The organism is Rhodoferax aquaticus, assembly GCF_006974105.1.
Taxonomy (GTDB): Bacteria; Pseudomonadota; Gammaproteobacteria; order Burkholderiales; family Burkholderiaceae_C; genus Allorhodoferax; species Allorhodoferax aquaticus_A.
The window spans coordinates 3,899,774-3,916,259 of the sequence record NZ_CP036282.1; the positions used below are offsets into that span (position 1 = coordinate 3,899,774).

The 16,486-nt window shown below is 59.8% G+C and carries 29 protein-coding genes; 22 read left to right on the plus strand and 7 right to left on the minus strand.

All coding sequences use genetic code 11. From position 1 onward, the window contains the following. Position 1 precedes the first annotated feature (1 nt). From EXZ61_RS17955 to EXZ61_RS17985, 7 genes are all read right to left on the minus strand, one after another. On the minus strand, positions 2-286 hold the full coding sequence (locus EXZ61_RS17955) for a hypothetical protein (protein WP_142813060.1): 285 nt from the start codon (positions 284-286) through the stop codon (positions 2-4). After that, positions 283-495 (minus strand): TraR/DksA C4-type zinc finger protein, encoded by a 213-nt coding sequence (locus tag EXZ61_RS17960; RefSeq protein ID WP_142813061.1) that lies wholly within the window; start codon positions 493-495, stop codon positions 283-285. Before EXZ61_RS17960 ends, EXZ61_RS17955 begins: the two co-directional genes overlap by 4 nt. A 2-nt stretch (positions 496-497) precedes the next feature. Continuing rightward, positions 498-995, minus strand: a complete 498-nt coding sequence (locus tag EXZ61_RS17965) for a hypothetical protein (protein WP_142813062.1) — start codon at positions 993-995, stop codon at positions 498-500. Continuing rightward, positions 992-1,615, minus strand: a complete 624-nt coding sequence (locus tag EXZ61_RS17970; protein ID WP_142814305.1) for a transglycosylase SLT domain-containing protein — start codon at positions 1,613-1,615, stop codon at positions 992-994. The genes EXZ61_RS17965 and EXZ61_RS17970 overlap by 4 nt, the downstream gene beginning before the upstream one ends. A gap of 100 nt (positions 1,616-1,715) precedes the next feature. Continuing rightward, positions 1,716-2,066, minus strand: a complete 351-nt coding sequence (locus tag EXZ61_RS17975) for a putative holin (protein ID WP_142813063.1) — start codon at positions 2,064-2,066, stop codon at positions 1,716-1,718. Positions 2,067-2,400: 334 nt separating this feature from the next. Then, positions 2,401-2,949, minus strand: coding sequence for a hypothetical protein (locus EXZ61_RS17980; protein ID WP_142813064.1), 549 nt, complete (start codon positions 2,947-2,949; stop codon positions 2,401-2,403). Between the two features lie 2 nt (positions 2,950-2,951). Continuing rightward, positions 2,952-3,383: a helix-turn-helix domain-containing protein gene (locus EXZ61_RS17985; protein ID WP_142813065.1), complete on the minus strand. Its 432-nt coding sequence runs from the start codon at positions 3,381-3,383 to the stop codon at positions 2,952-2,954. Between the two features lie 32 nt (positions 3,384-3,415). Between EXZ61_RS17985 and EXZ61_RS17990 the strand changes: the two genes are divergently transcribed. The 22 genes from EXZ61_RS17990 to EXZ61_RS18090 all read left to right on the plus strand — a co-directional run bounded on the left by EXZ61_RS17990 (position 3,416) and on the right by EXZ61_RS18090 (position 16,452). Continuing rightward, positions 3,416-3,700: a helix-turn-helix domain-containing protein gene (locus tag EXZ61_RS17990; protein ID WP_142813066.1), complete on the plus strand. Its 285-nt coding sequence runs from the start codon at positions 3,416-3,418 to the stop codon at positions 3,698-3,700. Continuing rightward, positions 3,697-3,930, plus strand: a complete 234-nt coding sequence (locus tag EXZ61_RS17995; protein ID WP_142813067.1) for a hypothetical protein — start codon at positions 3,697-3,699, stop codon at positions 3,928-3,930. The genes EXZ61_RS17990 and EXZ61_RS17995 overlap by 4 nt, the downstream gene beginning before the upstream one ends. Beyond that, complete coding sequence (locus EXZ61_RS18000) at positions 3,927-4,166, plus strand: hypothetical protein (protein WP_142813068.1); 240 nt, start codon at positions 3,927-3,929, stop codon at positions 4,164-4,166. Before EXZ61_RS17995 ends, EXZ61_RS18000 begins: the two co-directional genes overlap by 4 nt. Further along, positions 4,167-5,204 (plus strand): hypothetical protein, encoded by a 1,038-nt coding sequence (locus tag EXZ61_RS18005; protein ID WP_142813069.1) that lies wholly within the window; start codon positions 4,167-4,169, stop codon positions 5,202-5,204. 74 nt (positions 5,205-5,278) lie between these two features. After that, positions 5,279-6,898, plus strand: a complete 1,620-nt coding sequence (locus EXZ61_RS18010) for a Mu transposase C-terminal domain-containing protein (protein WP_168224813.1) — start codon at positions 5,279-5,281, stop codon at positions 6,896-6,898. Beyond that, positions 6,895-7,899, plus strand: coding sequence for an AAA family ATPase (locus EXZ61_RS18015; RefSeq protein WP_142813071.1), 1,005 nt, complete (start codon positions 6,895-6,897; stop codon positions 7,897-7,899). Before EXZ61_RS18010 ends, EXZ61_RS18015 begins: the two co-directional genes overlap by 4 nt. Beyond that, positions 7,899-8,123, plus strand: coding sequence for a hypothetical protein (locus tag EXZ61_RS18020; RefSeq protein WP_142813072.1), 225 nt, complete (start codon positions 7,899-7,901; stop codon positions 8,121-8,123). Before EXZ61_RS18015 ends, EXZ61_RS18020 begins: the two co-directional genes overlap by 1 nt. After that, positions 8,120-8,356: a hypothetical protein gene (locus EXZ61_RS18025; RefSeq protein WP_142813073.1), complete on the plus strand. Its 237-nt coding sequence runs from the start codon at positions 8,120-8,122 to the stop codon at positions 8,354-8,356. The genes EXZ61_RS18020 and EXZ61_RS18025 overlap by 4 nt, the downstream gene beginning before the upstream one ends. Then, entirely contained in the window at positions 8,353-9,021 is a 669-nt protein-coding gene (locus EXZ61_RS18030) for a hypothetical protein (RefSeq protein ID WP_142813074.1), read from the plus strand. Before EXZ61_RS18025 ends, EXZ61_RS18030 begins: the two co-directional genes overlap by 4 nt. A gap of 1 nt (position 9,022) precedes the next feature. Then, the gene (locus EXZ61_RS18035; RefSeq protein WP_142813075.1) at positions 9,023-9,535 is read left to right on the plus strand and encodes a host-nuclease inhibitor Gam family protein; all 513 of its coding nucleotides are present in this window, start codon (positions 9,023-9,025) and stop codon (positions 9,533-9,535) included. Next, positions 9,532-9,702 (plus strand): hypothetical protein, encoded by a 171-nt coding sequence (locus EXZ61_RS21940; protein WP_168224814.1) that lies wholly within the window; start codon positions 9,532-9,534, stop codon positions 9,700-9,702. Before EXZ61_RS18035 ends, EXZ61_RS21940 begins: the two co-directional genes overlap by 4 nt. Positions 9,703-9,823: 121 nt before the next feature. Further along, entirely contained in the window at positions 9,824-10,525 is a 702-nt protein-coding gene (locus EXZ61_RS18040) for a DUF2786 domain-containing protein (RefSeq protein ID WP_142813076.1), read from the plus strand. Next, on the plus strand, positions 10,522-11,007 hold the full coding sequence (locus EXZ61_RS18045) for a regulatory protein GemA (protein ID WP_142813077.1): 486 nt from the start codon (positions 10,522-10,524) through the stop codon (positions 11,005-11,007). The genes EXZ61_RS18040 and EXZ61_RS18045 overlap by 4 nt, the downstream gene beginning before the upstream one ends. Beyond that, positions 11,004-11,489 (plus strand): hypothetical protein, encoded by a 486-nt coding sequence (locus EXZ61_RS18050; protein ID WP_178084865.1) that lies wholly within the window; start codon positions 11,004-11,006, stop codon positions 11,487-11,489. The genes EXZ61_RS18045 and EXZ61_RS18050 overlap by 4 nt, the downstream gene beginning before the upstream one ends. 187 nt (positions 11,490-11,676) lie before the next feature. Beyond that, positions 11,677-12,855 carry a hypothetical protein gene (locus EXZ61_RS18055; protein ID WP_142813078.1) on the plus strand — a complete coding sequence of 393 codons (1,179 nt, stop codon included), beginning with the start codon at positions 11,677-11,679 and terminating at the stop codon, positions 12,853-12,855. Between the two features lie 35 nt (positions 12,856-12,890). Continuing rightward, entirely contained in the window at positions 12,891-13,274 is a 384-nt protein-coding gene (locus tag EXZ61_RS18060; protein WP_142813079.1) for a capsid cement protein, read from the plus strand. A gap of 72 nt (positions 13,275-13,346) precedes the next feature. Further along, the gene (locus EXZ61_RS18065) at positions 13,347-14,303 is read left to right on the plus strand and encodes a major capsid protein (RefSeq protein ID WP_142813080.1); all 957 of its coding nucleotides are present in this window, start codon (positions 13,347-13,349) and stop codon (positions 14,301-14,303) included. 78 nt (positions 14,304-14,381) lie between these two features. Then, entirely contained in the window at positions 14,382-14,645 is a 264-nt protein-coding gene (locus EXZ61_RS18070; protein ID WP_142813081.1) for a hypothetical protein, read from the plus strand. Between the two features lie 6 nt (positions 14,646-14,651). Continuing rightward, entirely contained in the window at positions 14,652-15,170 is a 519-nt protein-coding gene (locus tag EXZ61_RS18075) for a phage protein Gp36 family protein (protein WP_142813082.1), read from the plus strand. Next, complete coding sequence (locus EXZ61_RS18080) at positions 15,170-15,607, plus strand: phage virion morphogenesis protein (protein ID WP_142813083.1); 438 nt, start codon at positions 15,170-15,172, stop codon at positions 15,605-15,607. The genes EXZ61_RS18075 and EXZ61_RS18080 overlap by 1 nt, the downstream gene beginning before the upstream one ends. Continuing rightward, positions 15,604-16,212 carry a phage protein Gp37 gene (locus tag EXZ61_RS18085; protein ID WP_142813084.1) on the plus strand — a complete coding sequence of 203 codons (609 nt, stop codon included), beginning with the start codon at positions 15,604-15,606 and terminating at the stop codon, positions 16,210-16,212. The genes EXZ61_RS18080 and EXZ61_RS18085 overlap by 4 nt, the downstream gene beginning before the upstream one ends. A gap of 12 nt (positions 16,213-16,224) precedes the next feature. Continuing rightward, entirely contained in the window at positions 16,225-16,452 is a 228-nt protein-coding gene (locus EXZ61_RS18090) for a hypothetical protein (RefSeq protein ID WP_142813085.1), read from the plus strand. The last annotated feature ends 34 nt before the right edge of the window (positions 16,453-16,486 follow it).

A 16,486-nucleotide genomic window follows, 5' to 3' on the forward strand; every position in this document is an offset into this window, starting at 1 on the left:
CTCAGTGGCCTAGGTACTTCATGGCGGCAATGCCAGCCGCAACGATAGCGCCAGACAGTGCGCCGGTACCGGCTGCACGCATAGCCGTTCCGCGTTCGTTTTGCTCCAGGGTTGCCAGGCGCTTTTCAATGCCATCAAAGCGCACACCAACGGACTTTGAAAGGTCTTCAATGCGGGTTTGCGTGGCGGTGTGGTTCTGACGGATGAGGTCAGTCAGTGCCGATAGCTGGCCTTTGACTTGGCCCAGTTCCACCAGCACCGTGGTGTTGTTATCAGGAGCGCTCATTTTTTATAAATCCTCTCAAAAATCTGTTGGCATGCGATGCAGCGGATCGCGCTGGGAAATGCTTTGCGCCGCTTGGCGGGGATACGCTCTTCGCAGTCCTCGCAATGGGCTTGGCCTTGGGCGCTCAACGTTCGGCGCACTTGCGCCAAGGCATCAGAGCGGCGATCCAGTTCGAGCTGGCTGGCTTGTTCGTGAAACTTTTCGTCCATGCTCACCAGTCAATCAGGGCGTTGAGCCGGGCGCGGCAGAGGTCGTACTGGGTACGGGCGTTGCTGGCCCACTGAGCGACATCGGTATCGGTGGCAGCGGTTCCATCCGCTGCAGCAGGGCTTGCGGTGGGCGTGGGCAGATGGGCGGCTCGGTCCTCTGCAGCAGGCTGGTTGAGCAGCCGGACAACATCGCCAGACAGGCAAGCGCGGCCGGTAGTTTTTGAAGCAATTGCATTTTTCAGCTCCTGGTCTTTGTGGGTGAGCGTGGATTCGGCGAGTTGCAGGCGGGCCGTGAGTTCATTGCCATGGGCATTGGCGGTCTTGAGGGCATCAATGTCGGCTTGGCGTGCCGTCGCTATCGCTCGCGCCTGGTTGCGTTCCATCGTGGCGATGCGCTCCTGGTAGTGAGGGACAAGCACCAAGGCGGACATTGCGGCACCTGTGGCCGCAGCCACCAGAGCGAGCAAGGTGAGCCCCCAACGTTCAAACCATGTGGTCATTGGCATGCTCCATTTCCCCAGGTGAGGTAAAGCGGCTCGTACTTAAGCAGGATCACTTCTGGGTAGTGCTGGTTTTCACGCTGGGATGCGGGCGTGATGCCAGGATTGATTGCGCAAGTGCCGCCCAGGCAAAGGCCTGGTTGCTGGCTGAGCTTCTGGCGTTTGTAGACCCAGCCCAGGCCGCCGTTGTAGGCGCTCAGTGCAAAGGCCATGTCCTGGCATTCGTCGTCTGCCTGGACGCGATCTGCCAACCATTTGTCGTAAGTGACCAGAGCGCGCAGCGACCAGGTGGGATTGGTGGGCGCGCGCTCGTACAAGCCAGGGTACAGCCCGCCGATCCAGTTGGATGTGGAGGGCATGAACTGCGCCAGGCCTACCGCTCCCACCGGCGAGCGGGCATCCAGCCGCCAGCGGCTCTCCTGGTGCACCTGCGCAGCAAAGGTGGCTACGGGTGCCTGCAGGCCCCAAGCGAATTGGGCCTCGCGCTTGAGCGTGAGTTGGTAACGCGCTGCCTCGCGGGGTATTGGCTGGGCCTGCGCAACACGTATGAACGATGCCGCCATAAAGGCAATCAACTGCATGGCCATGAATGCCAGTAGCCAGATGGCGAGGCGGCGCATGTGCGCACGTTGTACCCAGCCACTGGCCCGTGCGCGTGCAGCAGAGCGCTCACGCGTGTATGCCTTCCAACGCTTCTGACTGTTCGTCAGGTAGCCCATGTCAGGCTCCCAGGCCCACGCAAATCAGGCAGGCCGCTACAACGATGGCACGGCGCATCATGGAAGCCCCGAAATTGCCAGCGCCTACGAACACACCTTCAATCAACTCAGGCTGTTCTACCTCGCAAGTTGCAGCCGTTCCCGCTTCCAGCAGATAGGTGTGTGGCCGGTCATATGGAAACAGTGCACGGTCAAGCCAGTAGCCACCCCAACCTCCCAAGGACATCAGGTGGGCCTTGTAGGCAGTCACCGCCACCAGCGTGCCAGGCATGTACGCCTGCAGCAGCATCGACAGGCCTATGAGTGCCAGGGTCAGCACCAGGCACAACAACATACGGGGAAGAGTAAACATGACCGCCTCCAGACAAAAAAAGGACTACAAAAAAGTAGTCCTCAGTGTCTGGATTTGGGGCGGCTAGGTCATGGTGAAGTGTTTCACCGTGAGGCTATTTGTTTCGAGTGATGCAATCCGTGTCTTACCAACTTTGGGAGTGTGGCGATGTTTGGAAAAGCACATGAGAGCGCGATAAATATCGCTGCAAATTGCCCGTCTAGGCTGCTGTTGCGCATTGCAAGAGCGCTAAAGGTTGCGATTGGGCGCGGGGAAACTGTGCAGCAGTTTAGAACGCGGCTGACCTGCAAACAGATGAACGACAACATGGAGGAGATGGCCTCCCTGATGCGTGTTAAGGGCTGACCTTTTTGCGCCTAGGCTTTGGTGGCGGTAAATTGGCAATCGCCTCTTGCACAATTTGATCAATGCGTTCCTCTTGCGTGGCCCGCGTATCTGCGTCAATTGCAAACGGAAGCGCATCAAACATTGCAGCCTGGTTGGTGCGAACAACTTCGGCCCGGCTCTCCAAGGTTTTTAAGACTTTGGTTTTTTCGATGATGTCGAGACTTTCGCCGATGATTTGCAAGTGCCGGGCGGATTCGGCGAATGCCGGGTAGCGGTCTAGAACCTCTTGCATCGTCAACTTGGAAGCCGGGTAACCGTTCGCGCTGGCAATGAGCATTGCCACCTCTGAAAACTGCTGCTGGTATTTGTCTTCTTCCACTGCCTTCATGGCTGACGCCATGGAAAACTTGCCAGCCTGCATCTGATTTTTGATGGCCTCGGCAACACGCGCCTCTGCCGGGTCTTCGGGCTTGAAAGCGCGATGCTCCAATTTGCCGCGCTTGAGTTGGCGAAGGGTCCAGAACACACCTACCAGGCCGAGTAGTAACCACCACATGTTCAGCCCTTCTTGGCGCGAGGCTTCGTTGCGGGCTTGGTTCTATTCGGTTTGTAGTCCGCCACTAAATCTATGTCCGGCGCTGCGGCTGCGGGTGGTTGTGCAGCGCCTGCCATGACGACAGCTTGACGGATGAACTCTTGGCTCGCTTTGGGGGCTTTGCGGTAGGCCTCAATCAGAGTCCGCTCATCCTCTGAAAGTTCGGTGGCTTCGGAAGTCTCGCCTGTGACCAAGTATGTCAGGTCAATGGGCGATTTGAGTTGTTTGAAGTTACCCGCCAAATTTTGCAAATACGAAATATCCGGGAGTCGCTCCCCGGCCTCGTAGTTTTGCTGGCCGCGTTTGCTAACCCCCCCCAACGCGCCCATACCTTCTTGGCTCTGCATCTTTTCTTGACGGAGAGCCCGCAGTCGCTCTGAAAAAGAAATACTCATTTGTTCGCCTTTTATTTGCAAAGCACCCGTTTGTGCGTTATAGTTTTACCCATGTTCAAAACTTAATAGGAAAGGGCAAGAACATGGAGCCAGCAGATATTAAAGCAGCGATAGAGAAAGCGGGAACAAATCAAGCCGCGATTGCCCGCTATCTCGGTATGACCACGGGCCACATCGCTCAAGTGGTGAATAAAAAGGTACGCAGCGCCCGCGTGGAAGCTGAGCTTCAAAAGATCACCGGTCGGCCCGTTTACGACGCCCCCGCCAATAAACGTGGCCGGACGATGGGTGTGTGGGACGGACGGATTGCAGCGTGATCATCGCCGCCACACTGACCAAAGACCGCCATGGTCAGCCGCTGGTGGTGCTTGATGGCCAGCCCTTCAACGGACTAGAGATTCGCCCCGGCGAGTTACGCCAGATGGCGCAGCAACTCAACGTGCTTGCCGACATGGCGACCAAGCTGCCATTGGGAAGCAAGCACTTTGTACCCACCAAAGTAGTGATGAAGCCGCTGGTGAAAGAAACCAACCGGGGTGCGGCATGAGCAAAGACGCTGGATTTGCGAATGACTGGCAAGAGCTAGGCGCAGAGGTGGTTGCCTTTATTTGCGAAAAGCTAAGTATCAAACCCAGTCAATTCAACGCAGAAGCGGCCACCCAGCAAGCGGCTGATTTAGCCAAAGGGATGGGCCAGGCGGCTCTTCTGTATTTACGCGTTGAGAACGCGAAGGCACAGACGCAATTGGTAATTGCAAAAACCCGACACCAATCAAAAGGATGAATGATGGCAAAAAAGAATGAAGTGGCGATCAATGGCGAAAACGGCGGCGCAGGCCGTGATCTTTTGAATCAACTGCTGGGCCAAGCACAGGCACTCAATGCAGCCGGTGAATTTCTCCGAACGTTCGGAGTCTCCAAGATAGCTATCGTCAAAGAAAACAAGCTATATCAACAACTTAGCGGTATGAGTACTCCGAACGGTTCGGAGTTGCGCGGAACATGGCAAGAGTTCTGCGGCCTCCTCGGCGTGTCTGTTGACAAGGCCGATGAGGACATCAAGAACGTCAAGGCATTTGGCGAGAACGCGCTTGAAATGATGACGCGGATTGGGATTGGCTACCGCGAGCTTCGGCAATTCCGCAGGCTTCCAGATGATGAGCAAAAGGCATTGGTCGAAGTTGCGTCAACTGGCGACAAGGATGCCCTAATCGATTTCGCTGAGGCAGTGATCGCCAGGCACGCAAGGGAAAAGGCTGTACTCAAGCAAGAGGTCGAAGACCTTGCTGCCCACAACACTGATTTGGGAACCCAGCGTGATAAGGCGCAAAACGACCTAAAGGCCATGGAAAAGAAGGTGCGCCGCGCCGCCCGCGATGAAGAAGACATGGTGGTGCCGCTGGTGGTGGCCGATGTGCGCGCCGAGCTGGCTGCATTGATCAAGAAGGCTGAGCTGGCGGTGACTTCCCTGCACCCGATTGGTGTGGAGGTGGTCGGTCTGGTCTCCCACGCCGATGCCGCCGAATGGGTTGAGCCCACCCTGCGCTTGGGACTCTCCGGCCTGCTGGCGGTGCGTGAGCTGGTGGACGGCAGCATCAAGAGCTTTGCCGAGGCCATGGGCGATAGCGCCAAGCGCCTGCGCAGCCAGCCCGACACCTTGAGTTTCCTGGACGCCAGCGAAATCAAGTCGGTGGCAGAAGAGTGGGCGCGCCTGACAGCAGTGCACCAGCACGAAGCGGCCCTGCGTGAGCACGAACGCGCACAAGCCAAGCCACGTGGCAAGGGCCGTCCCGCCAAAGCGCCGGACGCTCCCAAGGCCTGAGCCCCGTCGGACACCCCACCCCCTTTAGGTGACCTATGGGCGCACTACTCAAATTAACCAAAGACATCCGCCAGATGAGTGATCTTCCTGCGGCGCTGAACCCGGACCCTTGGGAATGCGCAAGTGACGAAGCGCGACGGGTGGCGGGCCTGCGCGAGTCGTTGATTGGGCCGCTGGTTGACCTGATCAATGGCGGTGCCAGCATCAACCATGCAGCGGCGCTGCTCAAGTCCCAACTGGATGCAGGCACAGCCGATCTGCGGACCAAGCACCTGGTCAGCATGCTGGCCGGTGATGCTGTCGTGGACGTGATGAGCGTGCCCACCATCAAACGCTGGCTGAGCGGCTTCATGAGGGACGGCAAGAACGCCTTGCTGCCCAAGCACACCGGCCGCGTGCGTCAAGCCTACGGGTGGGAAGAGCGCGCCGTAACCCTGTACAACCTGCCAGGCAAGCCCGGCTTTGCTGACGTGACTTCACGCCTGATTCAAGAGGGCTTTGAAGACGTTTCAGAAAGCCGGGTGAAACGCTACCTGAAGGCGCTGCCCGCCACCCTGGGCAAGTTCAGCCCCGCACGCATTGGCAAGCACCTGCACCAGTTGACCCGGCAGAAGTTCCAGCGCCGCAGCCTGGACGAAGTGCTGGTGGGCGAAATCTACGCAGGCGACGGTCACACGGCTGACTGCTATGTGGCGCACCCCAACACCGGCAAACCCTACCGGCCCGAACTGACGGTGTTTATCGACATCAAGAGCAGCTACATCACAGGCTGGTGGCTGTCCGAGTCGGAAAGCACGGTCTCCACCATGTTCGCGCTGAGCCACGCCATGCGCATGTTTAACCATGTGCCAGCCTGGGTGTACGTTGACCGAGGCCCCGGCTACCGCGCTCGCCTGCTGTCCGATGAGAGCACCGGCTTCTATGCCCGCTTTGACATCGGCGTGATCGGCGCGCTGCCTGGCAACCCGCATGGCAAGGGCTGGATTGAGCGCTTCTTCCGCACAGTGCGTGACAAGCACGATAAGTTCTATGCGGGCGGCAATGTGTACTGCGGCGATGACATGGCCCCCGAGGTGAACCGCCGCCTGAGCGCCGATCTGGCCATGGGTCGCCGTGAGTTGCCCAGCCTCAAGTCCTATGTGGACAGCTTCACTCAATGGCTGGAGCACTACCACAACCAGCCGCAGGACAAGCTGGACGGACGCACACCCAACCAGGTATGGAACGAGCTGCGCCCGGTGCCGGTGGAGCTGAGCATGGATGCCATTGCCCGCCCCCGCGAAGAGTGCACGGTCAGCCGCCAGACGGTGCGCCTGCACAACCGCTTCTATTACGCCGAGGCCTTGGCCTTGTTCGATGCGCAGAAGCTGGACGTGGAGTACGACCTGCACCACGACAACCGCGTGTGGTGCTTCGACAAGAAGGGCCGCTTCATCGTGGAAGCCAAGCTGGTCAACAAGATCGGCGTGCTGCCCACCAGCCGCCTGGAGGAAGGCCGCGACCGCCGCCTGCAGGGCCAGCTCAAGCGACTGCAGCGCAAGGTGGACGAAGCCACCCGCCGCCGCGACGACCCGGTGGAAGCCACCGACCAATTTGCCGCCATCGAAGCGCTGCACCCCACCCCGGCCTTGCCCACGCCCAAGGGCAATGACGTGATTGACATCGACCTTTTGACTTGGAGGAATGACAAATGAGCACCCCCGCCCATAGAACCCAAAACGCACTGCCTGGCATGCCCGCAGCGGCCAGCATCTACACGGACCAGGACCGGTCCAAGGTAGAGGCTGTCCTGAAGTGGCTGGAAGAAAACAAGAAAAGCCGCGCCTGGCTGAGCAAGAAGGCCAGCATCCCCTCAGGCACGCTGAGCCAGATTCTGAGTGGCAAATACGTCAGCAGTCCCACCCGCCAGCTCAACCAGATGCTGTCGGTGCTGGAAGTGGAAGGCGAGCGCCTGAAGGACGGCACGCCGGGCTATGTGCGTGGCAGTGTGCACAAGCTGATGGGCGTGGTGCTGGACCGCACCCGCAAGCACCAGAACTTTGGCGTGATCACCGGCTACGTGGGTGTGGGCAAAAGCCGCTGCTGCCGTGAGTACTGCGAGACCCACCCCATGACGCTCCTGGTGGAGGTCAGCCCCAACATGACACCCGGCGTGCTTATGACGGAGTTGCTGGAGCAACTGAACAACGCGGTGCCTGCAGGCCTGGACCGCAAGTTCCGCGAGCTGGTGCGTGTGCTCAAGGGCACCAACTATGTGGTGATTGCCGATGAGGCCGAGAAGATGAGCAGCAGCGCCCTGGAGCACCTGCGCCGCCTGCGTGACATGGCCCAGGTGGGCGTGGTGCTGGTGGGCACCGAGAAGCTGACCAACCTGATCAAGCCGCAGCACGGTCAGTTTGACCAGATTCGCAGCCGCGTTGGCATGTGGCCAGAGACTATTCAGCGCATCAGCCGCGACGATGCCGATGACATGGCGCGCACGGCCCTTGCAGATGCCGGTGAGTTGAGCGATGAGGTGCTGGACACGCTCTGGGCCTATTGCGATGGCAGCGCCCGTGTGCTGAATGAAAACCTGATACCGGCCGTCAAGGACTACGGCATGGGTAGCCTGCCGTTGAGCAGCCCGCTGATTGAGAAGATCGCGGCCAAGGTGCTGTTCATGGCCAAGCCCCGCGCTGAGCAGGGAGGCAAGTAATGCTCGCCCTACTGCCTTACACCCCACCCGTGTTCCACACCACAGGCCAGACCGTGCAGCTCAAGCGCTGCCATGTAGTGATCAAGATGCCCGATGGCTCGCGTGGCGATCACACAGGCCTGTACCCCAATAGCTGGGATGCCTTGGACCGCGCCATTGAACTCTTCCCAGAAGCCCTGGTGGTGAGCGTGACGGTAGCCCGTGGCCGGAGGGCTGCAGCATGACTCAAACCACTCCAATCCGCGCCACTTCCCGTACGCCACGCACCTGCCTGGAGCTGGGCCTGTGCCAGAACCGCAAGCCCGCCTGTGCCGACTGCGAGGTGCGTCCCATGCCCTTTGCTCCTGGTGTGATTGATGGCCCCTACCGTCGCCAGTCGCCGGTACGTGCATTTATGGGCAAAGCCAATGCGGCCATGGCCGATGTCGCAGCCTGGCTGATGGGGCCGCACCCATGAGCGCCGCCGCATTGATCAACACCTGCCCCGTGTGTGGGGCTGAAGAAAGTATGGATGCGCTGCTCATGCGCATGGTGGACGACGACCAGGTGCGCCGCTTGATTGCCAACGTTGTGACGATCAGCTTCCCACTGGGTAGCCAAGTGGTTCGTTACCTGCGTCTGCACAAGCCGCCCAAACAAAAACTGCGCATGGACAAGCTGGCCAAGCTGCTGGGTGAACTGGTGCCTGATATCCAGCGCACTGCTATTGAGCGCAATGGCCGCACCTGGGTGGTTGGGCCTGATGCATGGAAGGCTGCGCTGCAGGCCGTGTTCGATGCCCAGGATAAAGGCACGCTGTCCTTGCCCTTGGATGGCAATGGCTACCTCTACGCCACGCTGATGCGCATGGCTGACCGCACCGAGGCTGCACAAGAGCGCGAATCTGAAGCGGGCCGCAAGCATGGACCGACCAATGCCACTGTGACGGTCAAGGGCCAGCCCATGGCTATCGGTGATGCGCTTGACCAGGTGTACGGCGGACGTGACCCGGTGCTGGCCAAGATTGATGCAGACACCAAGCGCGCAGCGCCCATGCCTGCTGCGATACGTGAGCAGATTGCGGCCATTCGCAAGCGTGCACCCATCCCGACCAACGATTTATCAACTGAAAAAGGAAACTGAAATGGCAACCCGTATCAAAACCAAAGCCGCAGACGCACCCCAAACCATGGCGCAGGTGCAAAGCGACATCCGCAAGATCGGCGATCTGCAGCGCGAGCATGGTCGTGTGAGTGCTGACCTCAATGACCAGGTAGCCAAGCTCACAGACGCTGCTGCACCCATGCTGAAAGACCTGCAAGAGCAGGTTGCTAGCCTGCAAAAGGGCGTGCAAATCTATTGCGAAGCCAACCGCGAAGAACTGTGCGGCAAAGGCAAGACGGCCAACCTGGTAACCGGTGAAGTGCAGTGGCGTCAGCGCCCGCCCAGCGTGAAGGTCACCGGTGTGGATGCCGTTATCGCGTGGCTCAAAAACATGGGCATGAATGCCTTCATTCGCTCCAAGGAAGAAATCAACAAGGAAGCCATGCTCAATGAGCCGGAAAAGGCCAAGGGCGTGCCTGGTGTGTCCATCGTCACTGGCGTGGAGGACTTTGTGATTGTGCCGTTTGAGGTGGATACCGAGGTGGCGGCGTGAAGACCTTTGACCAGCTTGCACAAGCCGCCTACGAGGCACACACCAAGGAATTGCAACGGCTCATTGGGGTGAATGCACCAGCTTGGGAAAAGCTGCCACACAGTGATCGCGCTTGCTGGGCTGCTGCTGCCAAACAACTGTGGGCCGAGTTCGCTGCCATCCACTGAATCGAAATTCTCCCTGATCAATTGAGCGGTGCGGGCCGCCATTGATTTTTACCCTCGGCCTCGGCCGGGGGCTTTTTTCAAACCTCCGTTGATGGGGGCTTGAACAAAGTGAAAGAAACGCATGAATCGAGAACAAGCCCTATCGAAGATCAAGAAGTGCCTCGCGCTGGCCAAGTCCAGCAACCCGCATGAGGCTGCCGCAGCGATGCGTCAGGCCCAAAAGTTGATGGCCGAACACAACCTGACGGAAACCGATGTCAGCCTGGCCGATGTTATGGAGGCATCTGCCCCGGCCCGGCTCAATTCCATCACGCCGTGGGAGACAACCCTGGCCTACATGATTGCAGAGGCGTTTGGCTGCGATCACCTGTCGAAGTCCAGTCGTCACCTGACTCGTTCGCGTGACCTGATCAGAAAGCGCGACTACGTCTTTGTAGGCATCGGAGCGGCACCGCAGGTTGCTGGCTATGCATACGATGTGTTATCGCGTCAATGTGCGCGTGACCGACTGACCCACATCCGCAAGCAGCCGAAGAACTGCAAGCCCATCACCAAGACCGCACGTGGTGATGAGTTTGCGCTTGGCTGGGTCTATGGCGTGCGCAGCCTGGTGGAAGGATTCGCAGGCACCGAGCGCAATCAGCACCTAATTGAGCAGTACATGGCAGAGCACTACCCAGATCTGGCAAGCGCTAAGGTCAAGGACCGGGCCAAGGGACGCAACGTAAGTCATAACGATTCTTGGGAGGGACGACAAGCGGGGAAGCGCGCTCAACTAAATCGTGCGGTCGGCGGGCTAGATCAAAGGGGGCTGCTCGCATGAGTGCAGGCAAGCCGATGAACCACACCGCCGCCATCCACGTCCTCAAGGGCCTGTTCAAGCTGCAGGAAGACGACTACCGCGCGCTCCTGGTCAACCTGGTTGGCAAGTCGAGCTGCAAGGATATGACCACGGCCGAGCAGGTGGTGGTGCGCACGCACATGGACAAGCTGGCCCAGCGCATGGGCGTACAGAAGCCAGGCCGTGCGGCCAAGCCCAAGAGCGCGGGTGCACTGCGTGAAGAGCGGCCCCAGGTGCGCAAGCTCAAGGCCATGTGGTGGGCCTTGGCCGAGGTGGGTGCTGTAGATCGCCCTGAGAGTCCGGCCGCATGCCTGCAGGCCGTGGAGGCATGGTGCAAGCGCCAAGCGTCCCACGGCAAGATCGGTCCGTTTGACGCACTGCGGTTTGCAGACACCATGCAATTGAACAAGCTGATCGAAGAGATGAAGGCATGGGGTGAACGGGTGGAGGCAAATACGCTGTGAAATCTGCCGCCCCCATCCTGACCATCAAGCCGGAGGCACTGCCAGAAGGCTTGCGCGAGCTGGCGCGCGTGTTGGGTGACACCGATGCACTGCGCCTGATCGGCCTGCATGGTGGTGCGCGCGTGTCGGTGCCCAAGAAGGCCCGCGAGGACCACCCGCTGCGCATGGCCTTGGGTGCTGTGGCCTTTGAACGCCTGGTGGATGAATATGGCGGTGAGACGATTGACCTACCCAAGGGCGATGCCTACCTGCGTGAGTTGCGCCACAGCCAGGTGCGCCAATGTCGAGAGCAGGGTCTGACTGTGGATGAGACGGCGGAAGCCACGGGCTACAGCCGCAGGCATGTGATCAACATCCTGGGCGGTGACGCAAACGGGGCAGATACGTTTACCATTGATATGTTTGCAGAGCCAGATTCCGACCCGGTAAATCACGCTGGCCAGGCAAATGACCCCTTTGGCCTGGGTTCACGCCGGGCCTGATGGGTTGAACCCCGTTTAAAAACGGCACAAACCCGTTTAAAACCGCTTGTGGAGCCCAGCCCGGTACATCGGGAGCCCGCAACGCCTCAAAGCCCGCCACGGGCCTGTTTCCAAACCCCTCCCTGTTCTTGATTTGGTGAAGCGTTTCACCATGACGTAGTTGACCCTGCCCGGCAAAGTGCGGGGCATGACACAAGCAAGCCTATCGGCACACCAATTCAAGGGCCTCTCCGACTGGATCGAAGTGTTCCGCGCTGGAACGCATACCGACAGTAAGGGCCGTGGCTGCACCTTCACCGAAGCTGACCTGGATCAGATGGTGAGCAACCTGGCACTGGGCGCTGCCCCCGCCGTGCTGGGGCACCCCAAGCACAACGATCCGGCCTATGGCTGGGTCAAGCCCGAAGGTGCGAAGCGCGAGGGCGCATCCCTGTTCGTCAAGTTTGAAGACGTCAACCCGGCCTTTGCGGCCAGTGTGGACAGTGGTGCGTACCGCAATCGCTCGGTCTCGGTGTTCCAGGACAAGGACGCGGGCTGGCGTTTGCGCCACGTGGGCTGGCTTGGCGCTGCGCCCCCCGCGATTGATGGCCTGGCTCCGCTGGACTACAGCGCCGAGGTGGACGCCTATGAATTCGATGCCGAAGACTGGGACGTTGGTTATGCGTTGAGCGACACGGCCGAGTTGCTGCGTGGCCTGCGTGAACAAATGATTGCCAAGGATGGCATTGAGGCGGCCGATGCTGCGCTGCCCAACTGGCGCATCCAGTCCATTGCGGATGCCGGTGAGCGCGTCAAGGCCGCTGCCCGCACTGAAGTCGATGACGGCCTCACCCCCTTTTCTCAACATGACAACCCAGGAGGTTCTATGTCCTTTACCCAGGAGCAGCTGGACGCTGCAGCGGCCAAGGCCCGCAAGGAAGCCGAAGACAAGGCGGCTGCCGAATTTGCGGCAAGCCAGACCGAGCTGACCCAACTGCGCAGTGAGCGTCAATCTGAACGCATTACCACCCAGATCGCTGGCTGGACTGCTGGCGGCGTGGTCACCCCAGCCGAGGTAGAGGGCCTTGCTGAATTCATGGCATCCATTGAAGGTGCTGCTGGCGAGTTCTCATTCAGCGCCGCCGACAAATCGGACGTGAAGAAGACCCCGGCCCAGTTCTTTGCCGACTTCATGGCCAAACGCAAACCCGTGGTCAAGCTGGGCAATCAGTCGAATCTGGGTGGCAATCAAGGCGCTGACCTGGACATGAATGACGCTGGCCAGATTGCCGACCGTGCACGCCAGTACATGAAAGAACAGACCAACAAGGGTCTGACCGTGTCCCTGCCCGAGGCGGTGGCGCACGTGTCTTCTCGCACCGCCTGATCTCAACCACAACCCTTTAACTCTCGGAGAAATACATGGCTAATCCCTTGCTGGCAGTGAACTTCATCGCTGACGCTGCCATTTCCAATAACCGCCTGGTCAAGTTCGGCACAGGTGACCGTAACGTTGCCGTGGCTACTGCCGCCACCGATTCCATCATCGGTGTGGTCAACGAAATGCCCGCAGGCATTGCAACCGGTGAGCGCGTTGACGTGGTTCGCGTGGGTATTGCCTGGGTGGAGGCTGGTGCCGCCATCACGCGCGGTTCCCTGATTACCTCTGACGCTGTCGGCCGCGCGGTGACCGCTGCGCCTGCTGCAGGTGTGAACAACCGAATCATCGGGGTCGCTGATGAGTCCGCCACTGCTGCTGGTGACGTGATCCGCTTCGTCATTGAGCCTGGATCGGTCCAGGGCTAAAGCGAATAGCCAGCCCGGTGGGCTGGCTCCACCAGACCTTTTCCAGTCCCTTTTCATATTTCAGGAGAAACCATGGCAACTACCGCCTTCCCCATCAATCCGACGTTGACCGCCATTGCGATGGTGTATTCCAACCCGGCCACGGCGCTGATCGCTGATGACGTGATGCCCCGTATTCCCACGGCCAAGAAGTTCGCCTGGTCGAACTACGACGTGGCACAGGGCTTCACCGTTCCGCAAACACTGGTGGGCCGCAAGAGCGTTCCGACCGAGGTGGACTTCACCGGTACGCTGGTTAATGACGAAGTGCTGGACTACGGCCTGGATGATGTGGTGCCCAACGATGAGATCGAGGCGTTCAACTCCATGGTCAAGCCACAGCGCGGTGGCCCGCTGAATCCCCTGGATGTGAGCACCATGCTGACTACCAAGCTGATCCAGTTGGACCGCGAGGTGCGTGTGGCAGCCAAGGTTTTCAACACTGCGAACTATGCCGCTGGCAACCAGGCAACGCTGTCCGGCACTAGCCAGTGGTCTGACTTCGCCAACAGCAACCCGCTGGATGCCATCTTGGCTGCGCTGGACATTCCGATCTACCGCCCCAACGTGGCTGTGTTCGGTCAGGCAACCTTCACCAAGCTGCGTCAGCACCCGAAGATCGTGCAAGCCGTGTTTGGCACTGCGCAGACTGGCGGCGTGGTTACCCGCGATCAACTCGCCCAGGTGCTGGAAATCCAAAAGGTGGTGGTGGGCGCAGGTTTCGTGAACACCGCGAAAAAGGGCCAGGCTGTTAACAACCAGCGCGTCTGGGGCAAGCATGCCTCCTTCCTCTACGTGGACAAGGAAGCGGCCATGGCTCAGCAGCCTTGCTGGGGCTTCACCGCCCAGTGGGGTGACAAGGTGGCTGGCGACATCCCCGAGCCCAAGATGGGCATCCGTGGCTCGCAGCGTGTGCGCGTGGCCGAGTCCGTCAAAGAAGTGGTCAGTGCCTCGGCGCTGGGCTACATCTTCCAAAACGCGGTGGCGTAAGCCGCCAGGTGCTTCATGAGAAGGGGCGGTCTGCGCCTCTTCCCATAACCAACATTTTCAACTTAACGGAGATTCGACATGGCAAAGAACCTTGTTTTGATTGCTTTGATCGCCCTGGTGGCGGTAGAGCACGATGGTGTGAAGTACGGCCCCGGCCAAGACGCTGGCGACAAACTGGAGCTGCCTGAAGCCCAGGCAAAGCCCCTGCTTGAAGTTGGCGCTGTGAAGCTGGACGAACCCGTTGCTGCTGCCGATGGCGGCGGCGATGGTACTGACGGCACTGGCACCAGTGGTGAAGGTGGCGACACCAAGGCAGTGGCTACTTCCACCAAGAAGAAGTAAGCGGCCATGGCCTACGCGACCCCACAGCGCTTCATCCAGGAATACGGCCTGGATGAAACCACCCAGCTCCTGGCGGATGAGCAGCAGTTGCTCACCAGCCAGTTGCTGAGTGATGCGCTGGCCGGGTCGTGGACCGGCACACCCAGCGTGGCCGAACAGGCGGCAGCCAATGCCGCCAAAGATCGCATCACGCGCAAGCTGGTGACCGTCAGCAACTTCATGGACGGCTACCTGCGTGGTGCTGTGACCTTGCCCCTGTCGGTCAATGATGCAAATGCAGGTACGCTAGAAGAGTGCTGCATCGCCCTGGTACGCGAGGGTGTTGCTGATGACTCGGACAACGTGACCGAGCGCATTGTGGACATTGCAGATCGGTGGCGCACCTGGCTAAAGGACATCCAGTCCGGCAAGGTGACCTTGGTTACCAGCGCAGGTGATGAGGTTCCTGGGCGCGGCCGCGTGCGAACTGGCCAAGCAGCCAGCGCCTTCAACTGGGGCGCATTCCCGCCCACCAGGAGCTGGTGATGGCTGGCACCGCACTTGTATTTAAATCTGGCGCTGGCCCCATTTTGGCGCACCTGGCGCGCCTGTCAGCACGCCGGGAATGGACTGCTGCTCGCCGTGAAATTGGTGAGTACTTGGTAGGCGATATCCAGGACAACTTTGACCGCCAGCGTCTGTTTGATGGTTCGCCCATGCCCCAGAGCAAAGCGGCGATCAAGCGCGCTGGAAAGACGCTGATCAAGGACCACCATCTGTATGACAGCTACGTGTTTCAGTTGGCGCGTGGTGGTGTCGTTGTTGGCTCCAATAAGGTCTATGCCGCCATTCATCACTTCGGTGGTGAAACCGGCCGTGGCCACAAAACCAAGATTACAGCCCGCCCCGTAATGGGTGTGGGTGAACGCCAGCAGCGCCGCATTGGTGCCTACCTGGTAGAGGCGATTGAGGCCATGCAATGAGCACGGCATTGCTTGACCAGGTGCAAGCCTATATCCGCGCCGCCTTCACCAAGGCCGAGGTGGTGACCGTGCAGCCCTATGGGGGCGAGTTCAATACGGCCGAGATGGAGAAGGTGAGCTACAACTGCCCGGCCATCTTTGTCACGGTGTTGGGCTGGCAACCCCTGCACGATGGCCACCGCCTGAGTGGCAAGTACAGCCGCAATGTGCGCGTGGCTGCTTTCGTGGTGGCAAAGCATGCCAAGCGAGATCAGCGCATGCGTCTGGGCATGGCGCTGTCAGAGAAGCTGTGCCTGGTGATGCGCCAATGGATGCCGGACAACTCGGGCGGCCTGCCCATTACCGTGGGGCCGCTTGAGGACGACGCTGCTTGCGAGAACCTTTACAGCCAGCCGGTGGATCGACTGGGCCAGTCGGTCTGGCTGGTGGACTGGAATCAGGCGGTCAAACCCGTGCTGACCAGCGTCAGCGGTGCCCCGACGCTGATTGACTGGCTGAGCGTGGCCATTGAAGACACCGCCCGTATTACTGAACCGGCTGCAACTGCATCCGGGACTACCCCCATAACGGTGACCGAAAAGATCACCTTCCCTGTCAACACTTAACTGGAGAACCCCATGGCCAAGACTGAGACACGAGCAAACACTGACGCTGCCACCGATGCGGCTACTGCAACCCAAGCGCCACCCCGCCTGGGTGAAATGATTCAAGTCCAGGTCGCTGACGGCCTGGAGCTGATCAACAACGAAACCGGTCTGGACTTTGAGCCCGGCACGCCCACGTTGCAGACGGTCACTGTGACCACCTTGCGCCGCCTGGCTGACGGCGACCTGGTGCGCGTTTAAAGGGCGTTCAAGCCCCCTGCAGCCCCCATTTGAA

Excerpts from the sequence above, each read along its gene's own strand:
- EXZ61_RS17955 (WP_142813060.1), bottom strand. The coding sequence starts at position 286 with ATGAGCGCTCCTGATAACAACACCACGGTGCTGGTGGAACTGGGCCAA.
- EXZ61_RS17960 (WP_142813061.1), bottom strand. The coding sequence starts at position 495 with ATGGACGAAAAGTTTCACGAACAAGCCAGCCAGCTCGAACTGGATCGC.
- EXZ61_RS17965 (WP_142813062.1), bottom strand. The coding sequence starts at position 995 with ATGACCACATGGTTTGAACGTTGGGGGCTCACCTTGCTCGCTCTGGTG.
- EXZ61_RS17970 (WP_142814305.1), bottom strand. The coding sequence starts at position 1,615 with ATGCGCCGCCTCGCCATCTGGCTACTGGCATTCATGGCCATGCAGTTG.
- EXZ61_RS17975 (WP_142813063.1), bottom strand. The coding sequence starts at position 2,066 with ATGTTTACTCTTCCCCGTATGTTGTTGTGCCTGGTGCTGACCCTGGCA.
- EXZ61_RS17980 (WP_142813064.1), bottom strand. The coding sequence starts at position 2,949 with ATGTGGTGGTTACTACTCGGCCTGGTAGGTGTGTTCTGGACCCTTCGC.
- EXZ61_RS17985 (WP_142813065.1), bottom strand. The coding sequence starts at position 3,383 with ATGAGTATTTCTTTTTCAGAGCGACTGCGGGCTCTCCGTCAAGAAAAG.
- EXZ61_RS18000 (WP_142813068.1), top strand. The coding sequence starts at position 3,927 with ATGAGCAAAGACGCTGGATTTGCGAATGACTGGCAAGAGCTAGGCGCA.
- EXZ61_RS18005 (WP_142813069.1), top strand. The coding sequence starts at position 4,167 with ATGATGGCAAAAAAGAATGAAGTGGCGATCAATGGCGAAAACGGCGGC.
- EXZ61_RS18010 (WP_168224813.1), top strand. The coding sequence starts at position 5,279 with ATGAGTGATCTTCCTGCGGCGCTGAACCCGGACCCTTGGGAATGCGCA.
- EXZ61_RS18015 (WP_142813071.1), top strand. The coding sequence starts at position 6,895 with ATGAGCACCCCCGCCCATAGAACCCAAAACGCACTGCCTGGCATGCCC.
- EXZ61_RS18020 (WP_142813072.1), top strand. The coding sequence starts at position 7,899 with ATGCTCGCCCTACTGCCTTACACCCCACCCGTGTTCCACACCACAGGC.
- EXZ61_RS18025 (WP_142813073.1), top strand. The coding sequence starts at position 8,120 with ATGACTCAAACCACTCCAATCCGCGCCACTTCCCGTACGCCACGCACC.
- EXZ61_RS18030 (WP_142813074.1), top strand. The coding sequence starts at position 8,353 with ATGAGCGCCGCCGCATTGATCAACACCTGCCCCGTGTGTGGGGCTGAA.
- EXZ61_RS18035 (WP_142813075.1), top strand. The coding sequence starts at position 9,023 with ATGGCAACCCGTATCAAAACCAAAGCCGCAGACGCACCCCAAACCATG.
- EXZ61_RS18040 (WP_142813076.1), top strand. The coding sequence starts at position 9,824 with ATGAATCGAGAACAAGCCCTATCGAAGATCAAGAAGTGCCTCGCGCTG.
- EXZ61_RS18045 (WP_142813077.1), top strand. The coding sequence starts at position 10,522 with ATGAGTGCAGGCAAGCCGATGAACCACACCGCCGCCATCCACGTCCTC.
- EXZ61_RS18055 (WP_142813078.1), top strand. The coding sequence starts at position 11,677 with ATGACACAAGCAAGCCTATCGGCACACCAATTCAAGGGCCTCTCCGAC.
- EXZ61_RS18060 (WP_142813079.1), top strand. The coding sequence starts at position 12,891 with ATGGCTAATCCCTTGCTGGCAGTGAACTTCATCGCTGACGCTGCCATT.
- EXZ61_RS18065 (WP_142813080.1), top strand. The coding sequence starts at position 13,347 with ATGGCAACTACCGCCTTCCCCATCAATCCGACGTTGACCGCCATTGCG.
- EXZ61_RS18070 (WP_142813081.1), top strand. The coding sequence starts at position 14,382 with ATGGCAAAGAACCTTGTTTTGATTGCTTTGATCGCCCTGGTGGCGGTA.
- EXZ61_RS18075 (WP_142813082.1), top strand. The coding sequence starts at position 14,652 with ATGGCCTACGCGACCCCACAGCGCTTCATCCAGGAATACGGCCTGGAT.
- EXZ61_RS18080 (WP_142813083.1), top strand. The coding sequence starts at position 15,170 with ATGGCTGGCACCGCACTTGTATTTAAATCTGGCGCTGGCCCCATTTTG.
- EXZ61_RS18085 (WP_142813084.1), top strand. The coding sequence starts at position 15,604 with ATGAGCACGGCATTGCTTGACCAGGTGCAAGCCTATATCCGCGCCGCC.
- EXZ61_RS18090 (WP_142813085.1), top strand. The coding sequence starts at position 16,225 with ATGGCCAAGACTGAGACACGAGCAAACACTGACGCTGCCACCGATGCG.